Origin of the sequence: Streptomyces sp. TLI_146, assembly GCF_002846415.1 — a bacterium.
GTDB lineage: Bacteria > Actinomycetota > Actinomycetes > Streptomycetales > Streptomycetaceae > Streptomyces.
The window spans coordinates 1,743,023-1,765,282 of the sequence record NZ_PJMX01000001.1; the positions used below are offsets into that span (position 1 = coordinate 1,743,023).

Below are 22,260 nucleotides of genomic sequence, written 5' to 3' on the forward strand. Positions count from 1 at the left end.
ACGCGGCGGTCAGGGGCGCGGCGGTCGTCAAGGGGCGGCGGTCAACGGGGCGTCCGGGGCAGCCAAGAGCTCGGTGAGCAGCTCCCGCAGCCGCTCGCCCAGCTGCGTGGCGCGTTCGCGGGTGAACAGGTCGCGGCGGTGGCCGACCCACACCTCGGCACGCTCGGGCGAACCCGGCGGCGGGATCAGGAAACCGAACGACAGGTCGAAGTCCGAGACCTGGTCGTCCGCCGGCAGATGGCGCACGTCCTCTCCGCCGTCGGTAGGGGCCATCCCGGCATCGCCCGCGACAACGGTTTCCACCAGGACGTCGAAGAGCGGGTTGCGGCCCTGGTCCCGCGGCAGGCCGAGGTCCCGGACCAGTTGGTCGAAGGGGTACTCCTCGTGCTCCTGGGCGTCCAGTGAGGTGCGCACACACTCCTCGACGAGCCGGCCGAAGCCCGCAGACGGGTCGAGCACGGTGCGCAGCACCACGGTGTTGACGAACAGGCCCGCCTCGTGGGCGAGATCGGGCGTCGGGCGGCCGGCGGAGACGGTACCCAGTGGCATGTCGACGGCGCCGGTGAGCCGGTGCAGCAGAGCCCTGACGGCGGCCGTGTACACCATGAACGGCGTGGCGCCGGTGCGAACCGCCAAGGCTCGGACGCCCTCGGTCGCCCGCTCGTCCAGGGCCACCCGGGCGAAGCCGCCCGCGTTGGTGCGGCGCGGGCCGGGGACCAGGTCGCCGGGGAGCGCCGGAGCCGGCGGCAGGTCGGCCAGCGCCGCACGCCAGTACCTGGCGTGCTCCTCGCCCCGGCTGCCCGAGAGCCGGGTGTCCAGCGCTGCGGCATGGGCCACGTAACCGCTCACCTCCGGCAGCCGCGGCTGCTCGCCGCGCTCGAAGGACCGGGCCGCGACCAGCAGGTCATGCATCAGGACGCTGTACGACCAGGCGTCGTTGACCGCGTGGTGGACGTTGAGGAGCAGCACCGGCGGCCGGCCGGAGGTGGTGAGGCAGCGCAGCCGGAACAGCGGGCCCGCGGCCAGGTCGAAGCGCCACCGTGCCTCCTCCGCCCTGGCGTTGGCGAGGGCCTCGTCGAAGGCGTCCGGTGAGACACGCTGGAGGCGTGGCCTCACTCGCAGCCGGCCCGCGGGTCGGACCACCTGCCAGAGCCGGCTGGACCCCTGCTCGGCGGACATCTCGAACACGGTGCGCAGCGCCTCGTGCCGGTCCGTCAGGTATCCGACCGCCGCCTCCAGCGCGGCCGGATCCAGTGCCCGGCTCAGCTGGTAGGCCTCGACCATGTTGTAGGTGCGGACCTCCTCGTCGTCGAGGGACTCCAGCAGCCAGAGGCGGGCCTGGGCGTTGGTCGCGGGCCAGCGGGACGCGGTGCCGGCGGCCGGGACCGGTGCGGCGGTGGCGTCCGGCCCGGGGCGGTGGGCGGGCATCGCGCGCAGCGCCTCGGCGAGGGCGCGGGGAGAACGGGCGGTGAACACCTGGCGGATCGAGAGGCCTTGGGCCGCCTGGTCGGTACAGAGCGCGCCGACCAGCTGGGCAGCGGTGAGGCTGTGTCCGCCGGCCTCGAAGAAGTCCTCGTCCGCCGACTGCGGCGGGTGGCCGAACACCCTCTCCCAGGCGGCGGCCACCGCGTGGTCGGCATCGTCCACGGCCCTCCAGGTGCCGGTCGCCTCGGGCGCGGGCTCGGCAGCCAGCGCGCGCCGGTCGACCTTGCCGAGCGCGGTCCTCGGCAGCTCGTCCACCTGCCGCAGCACCCTGGGCACCATGTGCGCCGGAAGCAGCTCGGCCAGCGCGGCGCGGACGGCCTCGGGCTCGATGTCGCCGTCGGCCGTGTACCAGGCGCCCAGGACCTTGCCGTTGACCCCGACCGTCCGGGCCACGACGACCGCCTCGCGGATGCCGTCGAGTCCGACCAGGGTCTGTTCGACCTCGCCGGGCTCGACCCGGTTGCCGTGCAGCTTGACCTGGTCGTCGTTGCGACCCAGGAAGTCCAGCGTCCCATCCGCGTTCCAGCGTGCCAGGTCACCGGTGCGGAAGGCCCGGCCGGCCCCCGGCAGCGGGCAGTCGACGAAGCGCGTGGCGGTGGCCTCCGGCGCGCCGAGGTAGCCCCCGGCCGCGACCGCGGGGCCCACTACGTATACCTCGCCCGGCACACCCACCGGCGCGAGGTCGCCGCCCGGTGTCAGCACCAGTACCCCGAAGCCGGGGTTCGGACGGCCGATGGGGACCGCCGACAGGGAGACCGCGTCCTCACCCGAGCAGTGGAAGGTCGTGCAGGACATGGTGGTCTCGGTCGGCCCGTAGACGTTGACGAAGGTGCCGATCCTCAGCCGGCCCCGGGTCCGGGCGAGCAGACCGCGCGGGATCGTGTCGCTGCCCGTGACCACGTAGGGCAGTTCGAGCCCGGCGTCCGGCGGGAGCACCTCCAGCATGGTGGAGAGCAGGCTGGGCACGCAGTTCACCATCGTGACCCCGTACTCGCGTATCCGGTCCCAGAAGGTGACCGGATCCAGCTCGTCCGGCGCGCCGACGGCGACCAGGGCGCCGCCCACGGCGATGGTGAGGAAGACCTGGAAGGCGGTGGGGTCGGCGGAGATCGCGGACAGCAGCGCACAGCGCAGGCTCTCGTCGACGCCGAGCAGGTCGGCTGACATGACCACGTGGTGGGCGATCTGGTCATGCCTCAGCACGACGGCCTTGGGCAGGCCGGTCGAGCCCGAGGTGAAGAAGACCACCGCGTCGTCCTGCGGCCGGGGCTCGGGCAGGGGCGGCGCGGCGACCCCGTCGGACTCGGAAGCGGCGCGCAGGTCGAGGGCCGACAGAACCGGCAGCCGGCTGTCCCCCGTGGTGACGTCGCCGATGACCAGGCATGCGGCGCTGCCGTCGATGAGGTGCTGGACACGCGCGGCCGGGTGCCGCGGATCGATCGGGACGTACACGGCGCCGGCCCGGAGTACGGCAAGGGTGGCCAGGACGAGATCGCCACCGCGTGGCACGGCGATCCCGACCCGGTCACCGGGCCGGATGCCGAACTTCTCGATCAGATGCCTGGCCACGCGGTGGGAGCGGGCGGCGAGTTCGCCGTGCGTCCAGGAGAGGCCGGACTCGACGACCGCCACCCGGTCGGGCCAGCGGCCGGCCGAGGCGTCGGCGAGTTCCGTCAGAGTCCGGGGCGGGAAGGCCGCGAGCAGCGGCAGACCGCTCCACGCCTCCAGTTCGGTACGGTGCCCGGGGCTCAGCGGGTCGATCTCGGCGGCCGTCCGGTACGGACCGGCGGCGATGGCGTCGAGGGTGGCGGCCAGGCAACGGGGCAGGTCCGCTCCGACGGCGGGTACCTTGCCGTCGGATCCGACCACCTCCAGCCGGATACCGCCGTCGGCCGCCAGTCGGCCGTGCACGAGCAACTCGGCGGGGGCGGTGAGCTGTGCCTCGCCCCAGGCGACGGCGAGTTGGGCGACGGCGGAGCCGTCTGCCTCACCGACCGCGTCGAGCCGCGCGACCAGCGCGGCCCGGTCCTGCCACGGCAGCGCGGACGCCTCGGCCAGATCCCGGTGCAGCTCCTGGAGGAAGTCGCTCACCTTGGTGTCCGGGCCGAGCACTGTGCGCAGCAGCAGCTCGCCGCCGCCCATGCCGGGTGCCGGGCAGAGGACCGCGAGGTCCTCGGCGGCCCCGAACCGAGCCATGGCGAGGCGGGTGGCGGCGATGAGCAGCAGATGGAGACCGGTTGGATCGTCACCGGCGAGGTGGCGCAGCACAGCCGCCCGCTCCGGGGGAACCAGCGCAGCGCCGGGGGCGGTGACGGTGGCGCCGCCCGCCGGAAGGAGGTCTTCCCGGCTCATGCCCCGAAGTGCGGCAGCCCAGTGCGCTCGGACAGCGGCGGGTTCCAACAACGATTTCTCCCTGGAAGAGCTCTGGGTGGCGGGAGATCAGTTGTATACGAGTTATTCGTTTCCAGCCACATAAATTCTTGCAGGGCGCTTTTCCGCTCACATTGAACAGTTGAAAAGTGATCCAATCATGATGATCACGGGCCCATCAATGTGATTGACATCACAGCGTCAATCGAGAGTCGACACCACTGGCCACCAGCATGCGATCGCCACTCTTTGCCCGATTCCACCTTATAAGTCTCCGGTCGAAAGCGTTGCTTTGGGCGGAATGGACGCATCACGAGCCCGCGGTATTGGTCATTCCGTTTATGTACTCCCGTGGCCGGTCACCGAGATTTCAAGAGGAATCGGACACTGCGTCAAAATAGGTCCGTTTACGGCGAGTTATCTGCACATGGGGCTCGCCGTCGGAGCGAGCAGGCCGACGGAGCCTCCCTGGCGCGATCCGAACGGGGTTCGACGTGGCAATCCACAGCGGCGACCCGACGTCAAGGTGATCCGCATCACAAAGAATTCGATTGAGCCGCAAGATCGTGAGCAGCTACGTTGTGGTCGTTTCTTGCGACCGGCTTACGGTCGGGGCTCCTGCCAAAGAACTTCGGGGGATCAACAATCAGCGCCGGCCGGCGGAATAGGCCGCGCCTTGCTGCACTCCTCCCTGAATAAAGGAACCGTGTGAGTTCATTCCACATCTTCCGTGCGAATCCGGCATTCAGGCGGTACTGGTCCGCCAGATCGGTTTCCTTGGTGGGAGACGGCATCGCCACCGTCGCACTGCTGCTTCTGATAACCGGCAGCGGAGCGAGCCCCACCGGAGTGGCGGCGCTGTTGCTGGCTCAGGCGGTACCGCGCTTCTTCGGACCCATTGCGGGCGCGCTCCCCGACCGTTTCGAAGTCAGGCGCCTGCTTCTTCTGGCAGAAATCGGGCAGGGCGTGGTCTTCATCGCCATCGCCCTGGTGCCGTCGCACACGATTGTCCTGGTACCCCTCGTCGCACTCGCGTCGTCACTGGCCACGGTCTTCAATGCCGCCGGCCGTACGGTGATGCCCCGGGTGGTCGACACCGACCAACTGATGCCCGCCAACGCCTGGATGGGCACCGCGTTCAATCTCCAGGCGGCGCTCGGCCCGGTCCTGGGCGGCACGGCCGCCGCGCTGATCGAGCCCAGCGGCGCACTGCTGGTCAACGCGGTCAGCTTCTTCATCGGTGCCGCTCTGCTGCTCGGCCTGCCCCGAATGGAGCCCGTGGGCTCTTCGGACACCAATACGCCCGGCACCAAGGCGCCCGGATTCCTCGCGGGGGTCGGCGCGGGTATCGCCTTCACCTGGCGGCACCGGACGGCTCGGGCCATTTTCCTCCTGCTGCTCTTCGGCATCATGTTCGCCTCGCTGGACAATGTCGTCCTGGTCTTCCTCGCCCGTGACGTCCTCGACTCCGGTTCGTTCGGCTTCGGTCTGCTCGGCACCGGTTCAGGCGCGGCGATGGTCCTCGCGTCCCTCTGGCTGACCCGGTCCACCTCCAAGCTCTCGGCCGTGACCCTCCTGGCCGGCGGATGGATCGTCGCCGGTCTGGGTATCGCGCTCACCGGCGTGGCCCCGGTCCTTGCGGTGGCCGTGGCGACCCAGGCCCTGATGGGTGTGGGCAACAGCGTCGCGATGATCGGCGAAGAGACCCTGCTGCAGAAGGGCGTACCGGCCGAGATGCTGGGACGCGTGGGCGGCGCGCTCTCCTCCGCCGCCTTCGCGGGCAGCGCTCTCGCGTACGCCGTCGGCGGATTCGTCGCCAGCGCGCTGGCGCCCCGGACCTCGCTCACCATCGCCGGTGTCGGTCTGATGGCGGTGACGGTGCTCTGTCTGCCCGGTCTGCGCCACCGCGACGCCGTCCAGGGCGAAGAACCGGCCGAGGGCGACGACCTGGAGCGCGACGCGGCTCCTTCGTCCCCCGTATGACGGCCCCCCTGGGCCCGGCCGGCCCGTCCGCTGGGAAGTGCTTCCGTTGACCGGTGACACCGGCGGGCTGATCAGCTGGGACCCGCCCCGGACCGCACGCGTCCACCTCGTGTGTGTGCCGCATGCGGGCTCCGGGGCCTACCAGTTCCGTTCCTGGCAGCCGTTGCTCGGCCCTGAGGTCTCCCTGCTCGCCGTACAGCTGCCGGGGCGGGAGAACAGGTGGCGCGAGGCGCCGGCCACCCACATGGCAGAAGTACTGGACGCGCTGGTACCGGAGTTGCTCAGCCGCCTCGAACTGCCCTACGTCGTCGTCGGACACAGCATGGGTGCGCTCCTGGGCCATCAGTTGGCCCAGGCCCTCGGCACCCGGCACGGCCGTTGGCCCGAGCACTTCATAGCCTCGGCCGCCCTGCCGCCCGACGAACCGTTCCCGCCCAGCGGCGTCAGCGGTCTTGACGACGCGGAGCTGGTCGCCGAACTGGTCGAACAGGGCGCGATACCGGCCGACGTCGCCCGCAACGACCGTCTGGTCCGGCTCGTGACCCGACCGCTGCGCGGCGACCTCGCCATGTGCGACTCCTACCTCCCCACCGCCGGGACTCCCCTTCCCTGCCCGCTGGACGTCTGGCGCGGGGCGGACGACCTCGGGGTGTCCCACGACGGCGTCCAGGGATGGAGCCGCCATTGCGCCGCGGCCACGACGTTCCGCACGTTCCCCGGCGGCCACCTCTACCACCTGACCGATCCGCGTTCCGTCGTCGGCGAACTCCGCCGCATCGTCACCGGGACACGGCCACGAGGCGGACCGCCCGACGTCTGATCGGCTGAGGCCCGCACGCGGCGGGTCCCGCGGCAGCCACCGGTTCCGGCAGCCCATCGCACCACCAGCACACCGAAAGGACCCCGTCATGACGTCTGCCGAGCCGACGACACACGCTCCAACACCCCGCCCCGCTCCGGGGCCCGACGTCCTGCTCGCCGCGACCGTTGCCGTGTTGGGCCACTTCGACGGCGACGCGGACCAGACGCTGACGGTGTGGCAGGACGGCTCCGCCCGTACGGTCCGTGTGTCCACCGACGCCACCGCCGTGTCCGCCACTCTCGTCGAGGCCACGAGGGCGGGTCTGCTGGCCGCCGAGCCGGCACCGTCTCCCGACGCCGGACGGCTCGTCGACCTCACCGGGGACTGTCCCGCGCCGGCCGACCTCGACCTGCTCGTCCGCCTCGACGACGCCCGGCGGACCGTGCACGTCGCCACCGGTCCGGCCTGGGCACGCACCGCGACCGCCGAGCGGCTCAGCGGCCTCATCCAGCGCGTCGCCGGCCATCTCGCCGACCCGGCCACCGCCGACGCCCCGTTGTCCCGGCTGCCGTTCCTCACCGCCGACGAGCGCACCCGCCTGGTGGTCGAACTCAACGACACCACCGCCGAGGTCCCGCCTCGTACGGTCGCCCAGGCCATCGCCGATCTCGCCGCAGAGGACCCGGACGCCCCCGCGGTCATCACCCGTGAGCGCGTCCTGAGCCGCCGGGAACTACAGGATCTGGCGCGTACGGTGGCGGGGCAGCTGGCGCGGGCCGGGGTCCGGGAGGGCGACTCGGTCTACGTCTGCCTCCCCCGCTCCGCCGAACTCGTGGTCGCCTGGACGGCCGCCCTGGGCGCCGGCATCGTCTGCGTACCGGTCGACCCCGCCTACCCGCAGGCCCGGATCCAGCAGATCGTCCAGGGCGAGTCCCCGACGGTGCTGACCGTGCCCTCGACCCACGACCTCATCCCCCACGCACGGCGCATCCCCGTGGTGCTGGACCCGCCGGCCGGCTCTCCCGCCCCGGACGGCGCCTGGCCGGTGGCGGCCGCGCCGGAGTCGGTGGTCTACGTCATGCACACCTCTGGTTCGACCGGCGTCCCGAAGGGCGTCGCGATCCGTGAGATCGGTCTGCGCAACCTCATGCACGTCTCCGCCAGACAGTTCGGCCTCGGCCCGGGACGGCGCTCGTTGAGCCTGGCGAGCCCCGGCTTCGACGCCAACGTGTGGGAACTGCTGGCCCCGCTGTACGCCGGTGCCGCGGTGGTGCCCTTCGACGACGAGCTGATCTCGGCGAAGGGGCTGGCCGAGTGTGTCCGGGCTACCGAAGCCGACGCGTTCTTCCCGTTCTCACCGCTGCTCATCAGGCTCGACCCCGCCGACTTCCCCGGCATCCGGACGGTCATCACCGCGGGCGAGCTGTTCAGCCAGGAGCTCGTCGACCGCTGGCAGCCGGGCCGCGAGATGATCTACGCCTTCGGTCCCACCGAGGCCACCGCCCTGCAGTCCTGGCACTACTGCCACGCGGGTTCCCCCGAGCCGGCCCCCTCCATCGGACGGCCGATGACCAACCTGCGCATGTGGCTGGTGGATCCCTGGGGCGGCCTCGCCGCGCCCGGCGCCGTGGGAGAGCTGTACATCGGCGGCCTGGGAGTCGGGGCGGGCTACGTGGGGCTGCCGGAGGCCACGGCGGCCAAGTTCGTCGTACGGCCCGAACTCGACGGCGACAGCACGCTGTACCGCACCGGCGACCTCGCGAGTTTCCGCCCCGACGGGGCCATCGACTTCCGTGGCCGCAAGGACAACCAGGTCAAGCTCCGCGGTTTCCGGGTCGAACTCGGCGAGGTGGAGACGGTTCTCGCCGCCCTGCCGGGCATCGACACCGCGATCTCGGTGGTCCATGAGACCGATGCGGAGCGGCTCCTGGTCGCCCATCTGATCCCGGTCCCGGGCACCGAGCTGCCGTCCCCCGCACACCTGCGGGAGCAACTGGCCGACCTGCTGCCGTACTACATGATTCCCAGCGCCTTCGTGGCGCTCACCGATATCCCGTACACCCCCAACGGCAAGATCGACCGTACGGTATTGGCCCGCAGGCCGCTCCCGGCGCCCTCCGAGCCCGCGACCGGCTCCGGCGACATGGCGGACCGCGAGATCCTCGCCGAGGTCAGCGCCGCCTTCGCCGTCGTTCTCGGCGTCCCCGACATCGCTCCGGACCAGGACTTCTTCGCCGCCGGAGGCCACAGCCTCGGCGTCGCCGAGATCGCCGGACGCCTCAACGACCACTACCGTACGGACATCCGCGCCCGCGACCTCTTCGAGCACCCCACCCCCGCGGACCTCACCCGCCGCATCGCCCAACTCCTCGCCACCACCGAGGGAGCGGCCGCGGACGCGGAGCCGGACTCCGACGAGGGCGGACCCGGCCTGCTGCCGGTGCAGTCCTGGCAGTGGCTGCTGCGGCAGGCGCGTCCGGAGGACGACGCCGCCTACAACGTGCCGACGCTCTTCACCTGCGGCGGCGCGGTCGACCCCGAACGTCTGCGTGTGGCGCTGAAGGCCCTCCGTCTGCGGCATCCGATGCTGCAGGCGACCGTGCGCGAGGTCAACGGTGCTCCTCAGGTCTCGCTGGACGGCCCGGAGCCGGCGCTTGAGGTGGTCGACCTGAGCGAGGCGGCCGACCCGGAGGCGGACTGCGCCGAGGCCGTCCGCCGGCGCGCCAACCTGCCCATCGACCTGGCCGCCGGTCCCGCTCTGCGCGCCACTCTGCTCCGTCTGCCCGGCGGCCACCACCGCCTGCTGACGGTCTGCCACCACATCGTCAGCGACGGCCCGGGCATCGATATCCTCGCCCGCGACCTGGTGGCCGCCTACGAGGGCACGGCGGACGCCCTGCCGCCCCTGACGCGTGATCCGCTGGCGGTCGGCCGGACCGAGTCCCAGCTGCTGGCGCAGGGGGCCTTCGACGGGCAGCTCGACCACTGGCGTGAGGTGCTCACACCCCCGCCGGCCGCGCTCCCGCTGCCCGTGGACAACCCCCGCGTCCGCCCCGCCGGCGCGCGGACCGCAACGGTCGAGGTCGAGCTGGGAGCCCAGCTCACCGGCTCCCTGCGGGAGATCGGCCGACAGGCTCGTACCGGCCTCGCGGCCCCGCTCGCGGCCGCCGTCGCCGTCGCGCTCAGCCACTCCACCGGGCACAAGGACATCTGCCTCGGTACGCCGGTCAATCTGCGCGGTGAACTCGGCCTGACCGAGCACCTCACCAACGGAGCCAACTCCACGGTCCTGCGCCTGCGGATGGGTGCGGGTTCCCTCGCGGAGCTGCTCGCCGACGTCGCGGAGCAGATGCACGCGGCGATCGACTACGCGCGGGTCCCCTTCCCCCATGTGGTGGACCGTCTGGCGATGCCGATCACCCCCTTGCGCAACGCGCTGTTCGACGTCTTCGTGACGTGCTACCGCCGCAGCGAGGCGGGCACAGCCCCGGGGCTCACGCTCTCAGGGCAGGTGGTCCCGTTGGATTCCGGTCTGTGCGACCTGTCGTTCCAGGGCTGCGAGCACCGTGACGGGCTCACCCTGATCCTCCAGTACGACAGTGACCTCTACGACGAGGACACCGCCCTGCTGTTCCTGGACCGGTGGCGGCTCGCCGTCACGGCCCTGGCCACCGAACCCGAGGCGCCGTGGTCGCGCCCGGGCCTCGGTACACCGGCCGCCGCGCAGGCCCCCGCGGTGGCGGGCTTCGGCGGCTTCCGGTTCGACACCGCGACCGGAGAGGGCGGCGAGGGATGAGCGCCCCGCACGCCGCCGTACAGCCGCGTCCCCAGCCGGCCGAGTGGACGGACGTGAATCTGGCCGACCCCTCGGTGCACGCGGAATTCGACCTCACCCAGTGGTGGCGCCGCAGGCGCGAGGAGAACCCCGTCGCCCGGCACGACCACATTCCGGGCCAGGACGGGTTCTGGGTGGTCTCCCGGCACGCCGACGTGATGGACGCCTACCGGCGGCCCCAGGACTTCGGATCGGCGGCGGGGAATGTCATGGACACCCTGCTGCACGGTGGAGACTCGTCGTCCGGGCGGATGCTCGCGGTGTCGGACGGCGAGCAGCACCGCGGAGTGCGCCGGCTGGTGCAGCGCGGGTTCTCCCCCGCACTCCTGGACCGGCTCGGGGCCTCGACCCGTGCGGCGACGCGCAAGCTCGTGGCCCGGGCGGTGGAGCGCGGCCGCTGCGACTTCATGAAGGACGTGGCGGCCCACATCCCGATCGCCGCGATCTGCGAGCTGCTGGGCGTGCCCGACTCCGACAGCCGGTACATCATGGAGCTCGCCAACTCGGCCCTGGGATCGGACGTCCCCGGGCAGACCGCGCGGGAAGCGCAGCTGGCCCAGAGCGAGATCCTCGTGTACTTCTCGCAGCACGTCCGCAGACTGCGGGCCGATCCCCGCGACGACCTGCTGAGCATGCTGACGACCAGTGAACTGGACGGCAGCCCGCTGCGCGACGACGTGATCGTCTTCAACTGCTACAGCCTGGTCCTCGGCGGCGATGAGACCACCCGGCTGGGCATGGTCGGCGGGCTGCTGGCCCTGATGGAACACCCGGAGCAGTGGGCGCGGTTCAAGAGCGGTGAGACCTCGGTCGAGTCGCTGGTGGAGGAGGTCATGCGGTGGACCACCCCGGCGATCCACGTGGGCCGGACGGCACTGCGCGACACCGAGCTGGGCGGGCAGCGGATCGCCAAGGGTGACGTGGTCACCCTGTGGAACACCTCTGCCAACTGGGACGAGCGCGTCTTCACCGACCCGGAGGCCTTCGACGGCGGCCGCCGGCCGAACCGCCATGTCAGCTTCGGTTTCGGCCCCCACTTCTGCGTGGGCGCCCAGCTGGGGCGGATCGAACTGAGTGCCTTGTTCGAGGCGCTGCGGGCCTCGGTCGCGGAGGCGGAGCTGACCGGCCCGGTGGGGCGCTTCTACTCCAACTTCCTCAGCGGGGTCAGCAGCCTCCCGGTGGAGCTGCGCCGCTGACCCGGGGACGGGACGCACGCCGAAGGGGCCGACGGGATCTCTCCCGTCGGCCCCTTTCACGCGGGCTCCCTTTCGTACCGTGCCCCTAGGCGACGCTGCCCATGGCCCGGCACACACCGGCCACCGTGGGCTCGGCGAAGAAGGCGTCCAGGTCCGCCGGCACCCCTGTCCGGCTCTCCAGCTCCGTCAGGAGCATCACGGCCATCAGGCTGTGACCGCCGAGGTCGAAGAAGTCGTCGTCGGGACCGACCTCCGGGAGCGCGAGGATCTCGGCGAAGACCAGCGACACCGTGTCCCGCAGCCCCTCCGGGGCGGCGCCCCGCGCCTCGCCCGGCTCCCGCACCGCGGCCGGTTCCTGCGCGGCCGGAGCGGGCTGCCGACGGGCCGGCGCGGACAGTTCCTCCGCTGCCCGGTCCGCGAGCGCGGCCCGGTCCACCTTTCCGTTACGCGTGAGCGGCAGGCTGTCGAGGACCTCCACACGCCCCGGGACCATGGAGCTCGGCAGCACGGACCGCGCGGCCGCGCGCGCCGCCGCCGCGTCCACGGAGCCGGTGAGGAACGCGACCAGGGTGAGCGCGCCGTCGGGCCTGGTGACGGGCAGAACGACGGCGCTGTGCACACCGGGCAGGGCGCAGAGCCCTGCCTCGACATCACCGATCTCCACGCGATTGCCGTGGATCTTGACCTGGGAGTCGCCGCGGCCGAGGAACTCCAGACCGTTCGGCGTCCACCATCCGCGGTCGCCGGTCCGGTACCTGCGTCCGCCGGGCTCCTGAGCCGCCGTGACGAAGACCTCGGCGGTCAGCTCCGGCCGGTTGAGGTAACCGGCGGCCAGGCCGGGTCCCGCCAGCTGGATCTCGCCCGGGAAACCGGGCGGCAGCATGCGCCCCTTCTCGTCCAGCACGTACACCGCGGTGTTGTCGATCGGCCGGCCGATGGGGAACCCGTGCTGCGGACGGTGGTCGTAGTCGAAGGCGGTGGCCCCGACCGAGTTCTCGGTCGGCCCGTACTCGTTGACCAGCCGGGTACCGGGCAGCAGCCGGTGGTGCCGCTCGACGAGTTCGGCCGGAGTGGCCTCGCCGGCCACCGTGACCAGCCGCAGGCACCCGGGCGCGGCCAGCGCGTCGATCAGCACCGCGTAGAGGGACGGGACCAGGGTGATGTGCGTCGCCCCAGTCCGCTCCACCAGCGCACGCACCCGCTGCGTCTGGAGCCGGTCCGCTTCGCTCAGCAGGATCAGCCGTCCGCCGCTTCCCAGGACCGAGAACAGATCGGAGACGGAGCTGTCGAAGGCGAACGACGGGACCTGAAGGAGCCGAGTGCCGGGACCCAGGTCGTGATAGCGCCGCTTCCAGGCCAGATAGCTGCCGATCGCCGCGTGCCTGATCAGCACGCCCTTGGGCCGGCCGGTCGATCCGGAGGTGTAGATGACGTACGCGAGGTCGTCGGCGGCGGGCTCGTCCACGGGTGCCGGCACCGTTCCCGGGGCCGTGAGTTCGGCGGGCGGCACGGCCGGGACACCCGTGCCGGCCAGGGCGTCGGGGCTTTCGGCCACCGCAAGGACGCACTCCGCGTCGGCCAGGATGAAGGCGATCCGGTCCTTCGGGAGATCCGCGGGCAACGGAACGTACGCCGCTCCCGCCCGCAGGATGCCGAGGATCACCGCCACCGCGTCCGCGCTCTTGCCCAGCACGGTGGCGACCCGGTCGCCGCGGGCCACGCCCCGCTCGCGCAGCCGTCCCGCGACGAGGTCCATCCGCCGCGCCAGCACGCCGTAGCTGACCTCGTGGTCACCGTCGACCACAGCGACGGCGTCGGGGTTCTCGGCCGCCTGTCGCAGGAAGGGGCTCAGCAGGGTCTCTGCCTCGCGCGAGTCCTGGAAGTGGCCGCGGCCCTGGTCGAGGACGGCCGCCCGGTCCTGAGGGGCCATCAGTTCGACGTCCGTCAGGCTCCGGCCGGGCTCGTTGAAGCCCTCAAGGACGGTGACCACAGAGCGCAGCACGACCTCGGCCCACCATTGCTCCAGCAACGAGGTGGAGAATCCCGCGACCAGCGCGCGCGGCCCGCCCGGAGCGCCGGTCAGGGTCAGCTGGAGCGCGGTGCCCGCGACGTCCTTGGCCGGCCGCCGTTCCGTACCGACGGACACGGCGAAGGCGGCTTCGGCCGGTGCCGGATCCGCGGGACGCGCCGCCCGCAGCTCCTTGTCGATGGCCAGCACGAGATCGCGCGGGGACCGCGCGACCGCGGTGTCCACGGTGCAGGCGAACGGCCCCTGCGGATCGAGCACGTTGACGCTCACCTGCTCCTGCGCCTCCGCCGCGGCCAGGACGACCGCGGTCGCGGCCACCACGACCACCAGCTCCTCCACGGCCCGGCCGCCCGCGATCCGGTCGAGCGCGCGGCACGCGGCATCGGTCAGCGGCAGGGACTCCTTCGCCCACCCGGTGATTCCGGGCCCGGTCAGGCGAGCCCGGAGCGGAGTCAGCTCCCGCGCCGCCCCGGCGTCCGCGGGGAGTACGTTTTCGCGAATCATGTGATGCTCCTCCAGAGCTGGCAATGCGTCAAAGCGGCAGCACCGCCCGCTTCAGCTCAATGGAGGCGTACGGCCGAGGACCGGTCGGCGGCCGATTTTGACGCCAAAATTCCCTATCGCACCGCAGAAAAAGCATGGGCAATAGAAGGGTCACAGTGGGCAGAGCCATCTGGCACTCGCCATTCGCACGATAGCTCAAAGATGATCACGCATGTCAAGGGCTTATCAGGGACCGCACTCAACCTTTCCCCTTGTTTCCGAATTGCCCAATTTCTCTTCTCAACTACCTTGCTGATCAATCGCCACTCTGGCATTGTCTATCGACAGCTGGGCCGACGAGCGGGGTGAGGGAAGCAATATTCGTCGACATGCCCACACGGGGGCTTGCGGTATGGGGTCCGAAACATCGCGCGCCGCGCGGAACCCCCTCCGAATACTCGCCAGCCGGCAGGCCGCGTTCGCAGTATCCATTTTTGTCCGCTCCATCCGATTCCGGCTGGGCGCACCCTCGAAGGGCAGGTCGCATCACTGTGCTCCCCCAGAGTGTCCGTGCGCTCCCCGGCAGATACGTGATCACGCTCCGCCCGGCGGACGAACAGCCCACCGGAGAATGGCTCTTCGCGGTTCACAGCCCCGAGGGCCTCACCGTGGTCCATCCGGCCGACCCCCACCGAGCCGCCGATACGACGGAGGCCGCCCAGGAGACATGGGCGCCTCTCTACAGCGGTGACACCGCGCACGGTCAGGACGTGCCGGGAATGCTCGCCGCTCTCCTCACTCCGCTGGCGACAGGCGGCGTACCCGTCTTCGTCGCCTCCACCCACGACGCCGACCTGATTCTGGTCCCGGAGAGCCAACTGGACCTGGCCGCCCGGCTGCTACGCGCCGCCGGACACCGGGTGGCCGAGGCGGAGGCGCAGCATCGATCACCCACCCGAAGCAACTAGGAGAGCACTTCGATGGACCTCTCGACCCCCCGAGTCGCCGGCGAGCTTCCGCTGCGCCCGCTGGACGGCGCGCCGTGTCTGGAGCTGACCGCCGAGGAGCACTCAGCGATCAAGGAGCTCGCGGACAGCCTGCTCGATCACCCCGGGGACGTTCCGCTCGAGCACAGGCTCGACCAGATAGCACTCGCCGCTCATGACGTACCGGTGGGGATCCGGGCCCAGTTGATCGACTTCCGGCTGACCGGTCGGCCCTACGGCGGGCTGGTGCTGTCCAATCTGCCGATCGACGAGTCCCTCGCCGGCCCCACCCCGACCAGCTACGGCAGCGAGCCGGAGAGCCGGGAGGCGGACCGGGCCACGGCACTGCTGCTGCTGATCGGTTCGCTGCTGGGCGACCCCGTCTCCTACCTCACCCAGCAGCGCGGGCGCATGGCCCTGGACGTCTTTCCGATCAAGGGCCATGAGCACCAGCAGCTCGGCTCCAGCTCCACTGTCGATCTGGAGTGGCACAACGAGGACGCGTTCCACCCGCTGCGCGCCGACTGGATCCTGCTCGCGGGACTGCGCAACCGGGATCAGGTTCCCACGACGTTCGCCCCGCTCCAGGACCTCGAACTCGACGACAGGACCAGGGAGTTGCTGTTCGAGGAGCGCTTCGTCATCCTGCCGGACGAGTCGCACACGGCAGCCTTCAACAGCGACACCACCGGCATGGACGAGGCCAGCTGGGTCGAGGACGCCTTCCAGAAGATCTCCGAGATGAACGAGAGCCCGCGGCGCACGGCGATCCTGTCCGGCGACAAGGACGCCCCGTTCCTCCGGATCGATCCGGCGTTCATGCCCAGGGATCTGGACGACGAGGCGTCGGCGGCGCTCAAGACGGTGATCGCCGCCTTCGACGCCAATCTGCGCAATGTGATCCTCTGTCCCGGGGATCTGCTCATCGTGGACAACATGCGTGCCGTGCACGGCCGTCGGCCCTTCACGCCACGGTACGACGGCACCGACCGCTGGCTGCGGCGGATCAACGTCCTCGCGGACCTGCGCCGGGCAGCGGGCCGTCGGTACACCGCCCACGGTCGCGCCCTGGTGTGACCGCCTGTTCCCTCCCCGGGCGGGTCCCCTCGCGACGGACCCGCCCGAGGAGGCCGCCGACGAAACCCCAACGGGTCCACGAGTCGGCTCACTCCGTCCATGCCGTCTCCCACCCACGCGGGCAGGGAGTCGGTGCGGTCCGTACGAGCGGAGCGCGCACCCGGGTCCGACTCGGGTACGCGCTCCGCTTTCTGCCTCGGGACCGGTCAGCCGCCGCGCTTGGCCATCATGTTGGCCATGCCCTCCTGGCCTTGCGCCTTCAGCTTCTTCACCTGCTCCTGGCGCAGCCTGGCATCACTGCGGGCCGCGATCCACTGGTTCTCGCGGAGCAGCTTGTGGTAGCTGTCCAGGCGCCGTTGCGGCAGCACACCGTCCTCGACGGCCTCCCGCACCGCGCAGCCCGGCTCCGCCTCATGGCCGCAGTCGCGGAAGCGGCAGACCTCGGCCAGCGCCTCGATCTCCGAGAACACCTGCTGCAGACCGTCGGACGCGTCGTACATACCGACACCGCGCAGCCCCGGAGTGTCGATGAGCACTCCTCCGCCGGGCAGTACGAGCAGTTCACGCGTCGTGGTCGTGTGCCGCCCCTTGCCGTCGCCCCTGGTCTGCTGCACTTCCATGACCTGCTGGCCCAACAGGGCGTTCGCCAGGGTGGACTTGCCCGCACCCGACTGGCCGAGCAGCACGGTCGTCCCTGACAGGTAAGAGGTGAGGATGTCCATCCCCTCGCCGGTCACGGAACTGACGACGAGCACGTCGACGCCGGGCGTGACGCTCTCGACGGACAGACGCACCTGGTCCGCGTCCGAAGCCACGTCGCCCTTGGTCAGCACGACGAGTGGCTGTGCGCCGCTCTCCCACGCGAGAGCGAGGAAGCGCTCGATGCGCCCGAAGTCCGGCTCCGTGGTGAGGGACACGGCGATCACGACCGTGTCGACATTCGTCGCGAGCACCTGCCCCTCGGAGCGCTGCGAGGCGCTGGAGCGGACGACCGCCGTGCGGCGCGGCAGCAGGGCCTGGACATACGTACCGGCGGCGCCGCGGGAGATGACGGCCCAGTCCCCGGTGCACGGCAGCTGCGCGGCATCCTCGTCGGCCGACGCACCGAAGTCGGCGTGCACGGTGACGACGGACTCGCCCTCGGCCACCACTACGTCGCAGCGGCCGCGGTCGACGCGGACGACCCGGCCGGGGACGTGCCCCGCACCCGCCAACGCCTCGAAGCTGTCGTGGAGTTCAGAGGACCAGCCATAGGCGTACAGAGGCCGATGAGCATTCGGGTCGATCGGCCGTGACGATGCAGGTGGCAAAGCGATGAGCCCTTCAGAGGTTTCCAGCCGACGCCGTTCCCTCCGCATGTGTCGAGGGAGGCTGACCGCTGGTATGGACAAGGAGAGCTATGCGTCCCTGCCGGGTCGCGGCAGCTGTTCGGACGCGACGAACACAAGGTCACACTCTTGCTACGACACGCTCCACGCGAAGTGACACTATGACTTTCGTTCCTTGATCCGCAACAGGTTTTGCGGGGTCAGATGGGCCGGGGGAATCTCACCCGCTGCCGACGGCCCGGGTGGCGCACGGCGGTGGAGCCCCCACCCAGCCGACCCGACGCCGGGTGGACCGCCCGCCCCGCCCATAGTGGCCGCACGCACCCCCACCCCCAGAACTATGGTGCCCCACCACATACGCCCCTGAACTGCGCATTCCTACGGTATGGCGACACGTATCCGTCCCCGCCGAACCGCCGGAAGTGATGACCATGGCTGCCCCAGCCCCCGCTCCTCCCCGCCCCGCCAGCCTCCCCCGCATCGTCGCCGCCAGTCTCATCGGAACGACCATCGAGTGGTACGACTTCTTCCTCTACGGGTCCGCCGCCGCGCTCGTCTTCAACAAGCTGTTCTTTCCCGGTTCCGACCCGCTCGTCGGCACACTGCTGTCGTTCCTGACGTACGCCGTCGGGTTCGCCGCGCGGCCGCTCGGGGCGCTGGTCTTCGGGCACTTCGGGGACCGGGTCGGGCGCAAGAAGCTGCTCGTGCTGAGTCTGCTCATGATGGGCGGGGCGACCTTCTCGATCGGGCTGCTGCCGACGCACGCCACGGTCGGCTCCGCCGCCCCCGTGCTGCTCACCGCCCTGCGGCTGGTGCAGGGGTTCGCGCTCGGCGGGGAGTGGGGCGGGGCCGTCCTGCTGGTGTCGGAGCACGGGGACGCGCGGCGGCGCGGGTTCTGGGCGTCGTGGCCGCAGACCGGGGCGCCCGCCGGACAGTTGCTCGCCACCGGTGTGCTCTCGGCGCTCACCGCGCTGCTCTCCGACGACGCCTTCCTCTCCTGGGGCTGGCGCGTGCCGTTCCTGCTGTCCGGGGTGCTGGTGCTCGTCGGGCTGTGGATACGCCTCTCGGTCGATGAATCCCCCCTGTTCAAGGCCGCGTTGGAGCGCGCCGAGGCGCGTCGGGCCGCCGAGCCCGACCGGGTGGCGGAGAAGCTGCCGCTCGTCGCCGTCCTGCGCGACCACTGGCGCGACGTGCTGGTCGCGATGGGCGCCCGTATGGCGGAGAACATCAGCTACTACGTGATCACCGCGTTCATCCTCGTGTACGCGACGACCTCCGCCGGGATGGCCAAGCAGACCGCGCTCAACGCCGTACTGATCGCCTCCGCCGTGCACTTCGCGGTGATCCCCGCCTGGGGCGCGCTCTCCGACCGGGTCGGGCGGCGGCCCGTCTATCTGATCGGCGCGGTGGGTGTCGGCGCCTGGATGTTCCCCTTCTTCTCGCTGATCGACACGGCCGACTTCGGGAACCTCGTCCTCGCCGTCACCGTCGGGCTGGTCTTCCACGGGGCGATGTACGCACCCCAGGCCGCCTTCTTCACGGAGATGTTCGCGACCCGGATGCGCTACTCGGGAGCCTCGATCGGCGCCCAGTTCGCCTCCGTCGCCGCCGGCGCGCCCGCCCCGCTCATCGCCACCGCCCTCCTGAAGGACTACGACAGCTCCACCCCCATCGCCCTCTATGTGATCGCGGCCGCGCTCCTCACGGTGATCGCGCTGATCTGCGCCCAGGAGACCCGCCACCGCGACCTGGCGGAGGTCGACACCGACAGCCGCTCCCCGGACTCCGTCAGCGTCTGACCGCCGCCGACATCAGATGGAGCCGCAGCGCCAGCTGGATCTCCAGCGCTCGGGCCGGGCACTGCCAGTCCGGCCCGAGCAGCCTGCCTATCCGCTCCAGCCGCTGGGCCACCGTGTTCACATGGACGTGCAGGTCGTCCTTGGTGCGCGCCGGGCTCATCCCGCTCGCGAAGTACGCGTCGAGAGTGCGCACCAGATCGGTGCCGCGCCGTTCGTCGTAGGCCACGACCGCGCCGAGCGTCCGGTCGACGAAGCCCTCGATGTCCCGGGTGTCGGCGAGGAGCAGCCCGAGGAAGCCGAGGTCCTGGGCGGCCGCGCCCTCGCCGGGGCGGCCGAGCAGCCGCAGCGCCTCCAGGCAGCGACGCGCCTCCGCGTACGCCTCGGCTATCCGGCCGGGCCGGGCCGCCGGGGCTTCGACGGGGGCCGACGCGCCCACCGTGACCCGCTCGTGCAGGGCGCCGCCGAGCTGCTTGGCCAGCTGCCGGGCGACCTCGGCCGGGGTGTCGGCCGGGCCGAGCGGCAGCAGCAGCACGGTCCCGCCGTCGCGGGTCGCGGCCAGGCCGTGCCGGGTCGCCGCCAGATGCGCGGCGGCCGAGCCCATCCGCTGCCGGTCGGCGGTCTGCCGCTCCGCCGTGCCGTCCTCGGGGCTCTCGACGCGGGCGGCGAGGACCACATGCGGCGCGTCCAGGTCGGCGCGCAGCCGGGCGGCCCGGTCGCGCAGCAGCCGGGGGTCGCGGCCCGGCGCATCCAGCAGGTCGTCCAGGAGCTCGCCGCGCACCCGCTGTTCGGCCTCGCCCGCCGAGCGCCGGGCGAGCAGCAGCAGCGAGGTGACCATCGCGGCCCGCTCCAGGGTGCGGCGGTCCACCGGGTCGAGCGCCGGGTGGCCGCGCAGCACCAGCGCGCCCAGCACCTCGTCGCCCGCCGCGACCGTGGCCACCCAGTCCTGGCCGTCGCGGACCGCGTGGCCGTCCGTGCCGGTCAGCTCCAGGGCGGCGAAGGCCGCCGAGTCGGCGTCGGCGAACTCGACCGTGCCGTCCAGGACTTCGGAGACCGCGCTCGCCACGTCGTGCACCCCGCCGCCGCGCAGCACCAGTTCGCTGAGCCGGTCGTGGACCTCGGAGGCGCGCTCCAGGACCGCGCTGTGGTCCCGGATGATCTCGTTGGCTCGCTCCAGCTCGGCCAGTGCCGACCTGGTCTCGGCGAGCAGGTTGGCGGTGTCGATGGCGACGGCGGCGTGCGCGGCGAAGGAGCCGAGCAGGGCGATCTCCTCGCGTGCGAAGACCCTGCTGTGCCGGTCGGCGGCGAACAGCACGCCGATCACACTGCTGCCGAGCATCAGCGGTACGCCGAGGATCGCGACCAGGCCCTCGTCGCGCACTCCGGTGTCGATGGCGCGGGTGTGCCGGAAACGCTCGTCGTCGAAGTAGCTCGACGTCACGTACGGTCTGGCGGTCTGGGCGACGAGGCCGCCGAGGCCCTCGCCCATGCCGAGCCGCAGCTGCTGGAAGCGCGCGGCCACCGACCCTTCGGTGACGCGCATATAAGTGTCGCCCGCCACCGGGTCGTTGAGGCTGAGGTAGGCGACCTCGGTGCCGAGGAGGGAGCGCGCGCGCTGCACGATCGCCCGCAGCACCGCGTCCAGATCGCGCAGCCCCGCGAGGTCGTGGGCGGTCTCGAAGAGCGCGGACAGCTCAGCCTCCCTGCGCCGTCGGCCCTCCAGGTCGGCGCGGACCCGCAGGGCGAGCTGCCGGGCGGCCTCCAGGGCGGCCAGCGCCTCGGGCCCCGCGCCGTCGGCACGGGCGAGCAGCGCGGGCCGGTCGTACGCCTCGGCCGCCGCGCCGCGCGCCAGAAGCTCCAGGTAAGGAGCCTCCGCGTACTCGGTGGACTGCGGGTGATCGTGGGACATGTTCACAGGGATACCTGCCGTACGGGCGGCCGCGCCAGCCCTGTGGACAACTGTTGGCAGGCGCCGGTCAAGGGGCGGAGGTGCGGTGGTGGTGCGGCGGCGGGCACCGCCCGGGGTGCGTGGCCGGTGCGTCAGTGCGCGGTCCAGCCGCCGTCCAGGGCGAGCGAGATGCCGGTGACGAAGGAGGTCTGCGGGGCGCAGAGGTAGGCGACGGCCTCGGCGACCTCGTCCGGCTCGACCAGCCGTTTGAGGGCCGAGTCCTTGAGGAGCACCTCGGTCAGGACGCGCTCCTCGGGGATGCCGTGGGCGGCCGCCTGGTCGGCGATCTGCCGCTCGACGAGCGGGGTGCGGACATAGCCGGGGCTGACGCAGTTCGAGGTGACGCCGTGCGGGGCGCCTTCCAGGGCGGCGGTCTTCGAGAGCCCTTCGAGGCCGTGCTTGGCCGCGACATAGGCCGACTTGTACGCGGAGGCGCGCAGGCCGTGCACCGAGGAGATGTTGACGATGCGGCCCCAGCCCTGCCCGTACATGTGCGGCAGCGACCCTCTGATCAGCCGGAACGGCGCTTCCAACATCACCGTGAGGACGGTGTGGAACACCTCGGGCGGGAACTGCTCGATGGGGCGCACGAGTTGCAGCCCGGCGTTGTTCACCAGGACGTCGGTGCCGGTGGCGGCCTGCTCTGCGGCTTCGAGGTCGGTCAGGTCCAGGACCAGCGGCTCTACGGATCCGGCGAGGCCCGCGCCCTGTCCGGCCAGGGCGTCGAGGCCTTCGGCGTCCCGGTCGACGGCCCGCACCTTGGCGCCGGCGGCCGCCAGGCGCAGGGCACAGGCCCGGCCGATGCCGCCGGCGGCCCCGGTGACCAGGGCGGTGCGGCCGCCCAGGTCGAGTGCGATGGACGGGCGGACGGGACCAGGTGTGGTGGGCGTGGTCATGTTCTCGACCCTAGGCAGTGCGGTGGCCCACCACCCATGTGGTCCG

At 71.6% G+C, this 22,260-nt stretch carries 12 protein-coding genes; 7 read left to right on the forward strand and 5 right to left on the reverse strand.

Annotation, left to right across the window (positions count from 1 at the left end):
• Window positions 1-27 precede the first annotated feature (27 nt).
• Window positions 28-3,837, reverse strand: a complete 3,810-nt coding sequence (locus BX283_RS07950; RefSeq protein WP_101386937.1) for a non-ribosomal peptide synthetase — start codon at window positions 3,835-3,837, stop codon at window positions 28-30.
• A gap of 726 nt (window positions 3,838-4,563) precedes the next feature.
• On the opposite strand from BX283_RS07950, the gene BX283_RS07955 reads away from it, so the two are divergent.
• The 4 genes from BX283_RS07955 (at window position 4,564) to BX283_RS07970 (ending at window position 11,671) form a co-directional block, all read left to right on the forward strand.
• Window positions 4,564-5,838, forward strand: a complete 1,275-nt coding sequence (locus BX283_RS07955) for an MFS transporter (protein ID WP_101386938.1) — start codon at window positions 4,564-4,566, stop codon at window positions 5,836-5,838.
• A gap of 46 nt (window positions 5,839-5,884) precedes the next feature.
• A complete protein-coding gene (locus BX283_RS07960) occupies window positions 5,885-6,658 on the forward strand; it encodes a thioesterase II family protein (protein WP_180357101.1) in 774 nt (257 codons plus the stop codon).
• A gap of 88 nt (window positions 6,659-6,746) precedes the next feature.
• Window positions 6,747-10,436: a non-ribosomal peptide synthetase gene (locus BX283_RS07965; RefSeq protein ID WP_143676403.1), complete on the forward strand. Its 3,690-nt coding sequence runs from the start codon at window positions 6,747-6,749 to the stop codon at window positions 10,434-10,436.
• Window positions 10,433-11,671, forward strand: a complete 1,239-nt coding sequence (locus tag BX283_RS07970) for a cytochrome P450 (protein ID WP_101386941.1) — start codon at window positions 10,433-10,435, stop codon at window positions 11,669-11,671. Before BX283_RS07965 ends, BX283_RS07970 begins: the two co-directional genes overlap by 4 nt.
• Window positions 11,672-11,756: 85 nt before the next feature.
• On the opposite strand, the gene BX283_RS07975 is transcribed toward BX283_RS07970, so the two are convergent.
• Window positions 11,757-14,204, reverse strand: coding sequence for a non-ribosomal peptide synthetase (locus tag BX283_RS07975; protein ID WP_101386942.1), 2,448 nt, complete (start codon window positions 14,202-14,204; stop codon window positions 11,757-11,759).
• A 569-nt stretch (window positions 14,205-14,773) separates the two neighbouring features.
• Between BX283_RS07975 and BX283_RS07980 the strand changes: the two genes are divergently transcribed.
• Window positions 14,774-15,151, forward strand: a complete 378-nt coding sequence (locus tag BX283_RS07980; RefSeq protein ID WP_257582220.1) for an ACT domain-containing protein — start codon at window positions 14,774-14,776, stop codon at window positions 15,149-15,151.
• Between the two features lie 12 nt (window positions 15,152-15,163).
• Entirely contained in the window at window positions 15,164-16,246 is a 1,083-nt protein-coding gene (gene gntD / locus BX283_RS07985) for a guanitoxin biosynthesis L-enduracididine beta-hydroxylase GntD (RefSeq protein ID WP_101386944.1), read from the forward strand.
• 206 nt (window positions 16,247-16,452) lie between these two features.
• Here gntD and rsgA read toward each other — a convergent pair whose 3' ends face one another.
• Window positions 16,453-17,460 (reverse strand): ribosome small subunit-dependent GTPase A, encoded by a 1,008-nt coding sequence (rsgA, locus tag BX283_RS07990; protein ID WP_257582221.1) that lies wholly within the window; start codon window positions 17,458-17,460, stop codon window positions 16,453-16,455.
• 545 nt (window positions 17,461-18,005) lie between these two features.
• Here rsgA and BX283_RS07995 point away from each other — a divergent pair.
• Window positions 18,006-19,373, forward strand: a complete 1,368-nt coding sequence (locus tag BX283_RS07995; RefSeq protein ID WP_180357102.1) for an MFS transporter — start codon at window positions 18,006-18,008, stop codon at window positions 19,371-19,373.
• On the opposite strand, the gene BX283_RS08000 is transcribed toward BX283_RS07995, so the two are convergent.
• Window positions 19,363-21,279, reverse strand: a complete 1,917-nt coding sequence (locus BX283_RS08000; protein ID WP_101386947.1) for a GAF domain-containing protein — start codon at window positions 21,277-21,279, stop codon at window positions 19,363-19,365. The two genes, BX283_RS07995 and BX283_RS08000, sit on opposite strands and share 11 nt — an antisense overlap.
• A gap of 131 nt (window positions 21,280-21,410) precedes the next feature.
• A complete protein-coding gene (locus tag BX283_RS08005) occupies window positions 21,411-22,214 on the reverse strand; it encodes a 3-hydroxybutyrate dehydrogenase (protein WP_101386948.1) in 804 nt (267 codons plus the stop codon).
• Window positions 22,215-22,260: the final 46 nt, after the last annotated feature.

Bases quoted from the DNA above. Each gene is read 5' to 3' on its own strand.
- BX283_RS07950 (WP_101386937.1), bottom strand. From the start codon at position 3,837: ATGAGCCGGGAAGACCTCCTTCCGGCGGGCGGCGCCACCGTCACCGCC.
- BX283_RS07965 (WP_143676403.1), top strand. From the start codon at position 6,747: ATGACGTCTGCCGAGCCGACGACACACGCTCCAACACCCCGCCCCGCT.
- BX283_RS07970 (WP_101386941.1), top strand. From the start codon at position 10,433: ATGAGCGCCCCGCACGCCGCCGTACAGCCGCGTCCCCAGCCGGCCGAG.
- BX283_RS07975 (WP_101386942.1), bottom strand. From the start codon at position 14,204: ATGATTCGCGAAAACGTACTCCCCGCGGACGCCGGGGCGGCGCGGGAG.
- gntD (WP_101386944.1), top strand. From the start codon at position 15,164: ATGGACCTCTCGACCCCCCGAGTCGCCGGCGAGCTTCCGCTGCGCCCG.
- BX283_RS07995 (WP_180357102.1), top strand. From the start codon at position 18,006: ATGGCTGCCCCAGCCCCCGCTCCTCCCCGCCCCGCCAGCCTCCCCCGC.
- BX283_RS08000 (WP_101386947.1), bottom strand. From the start codon at position 21,279: ATGTCCCACGATCACCCGCAGTCCACCGAGTACGCGGAGGCTCCTTAC.
- BX283_RS08005 (WP_101386948.1), bottom strand. From the start codon at position 22,214: ATGACCACGCCCACCACACCTGGTCCCGTCCGCCCGTCCATCGCACTC.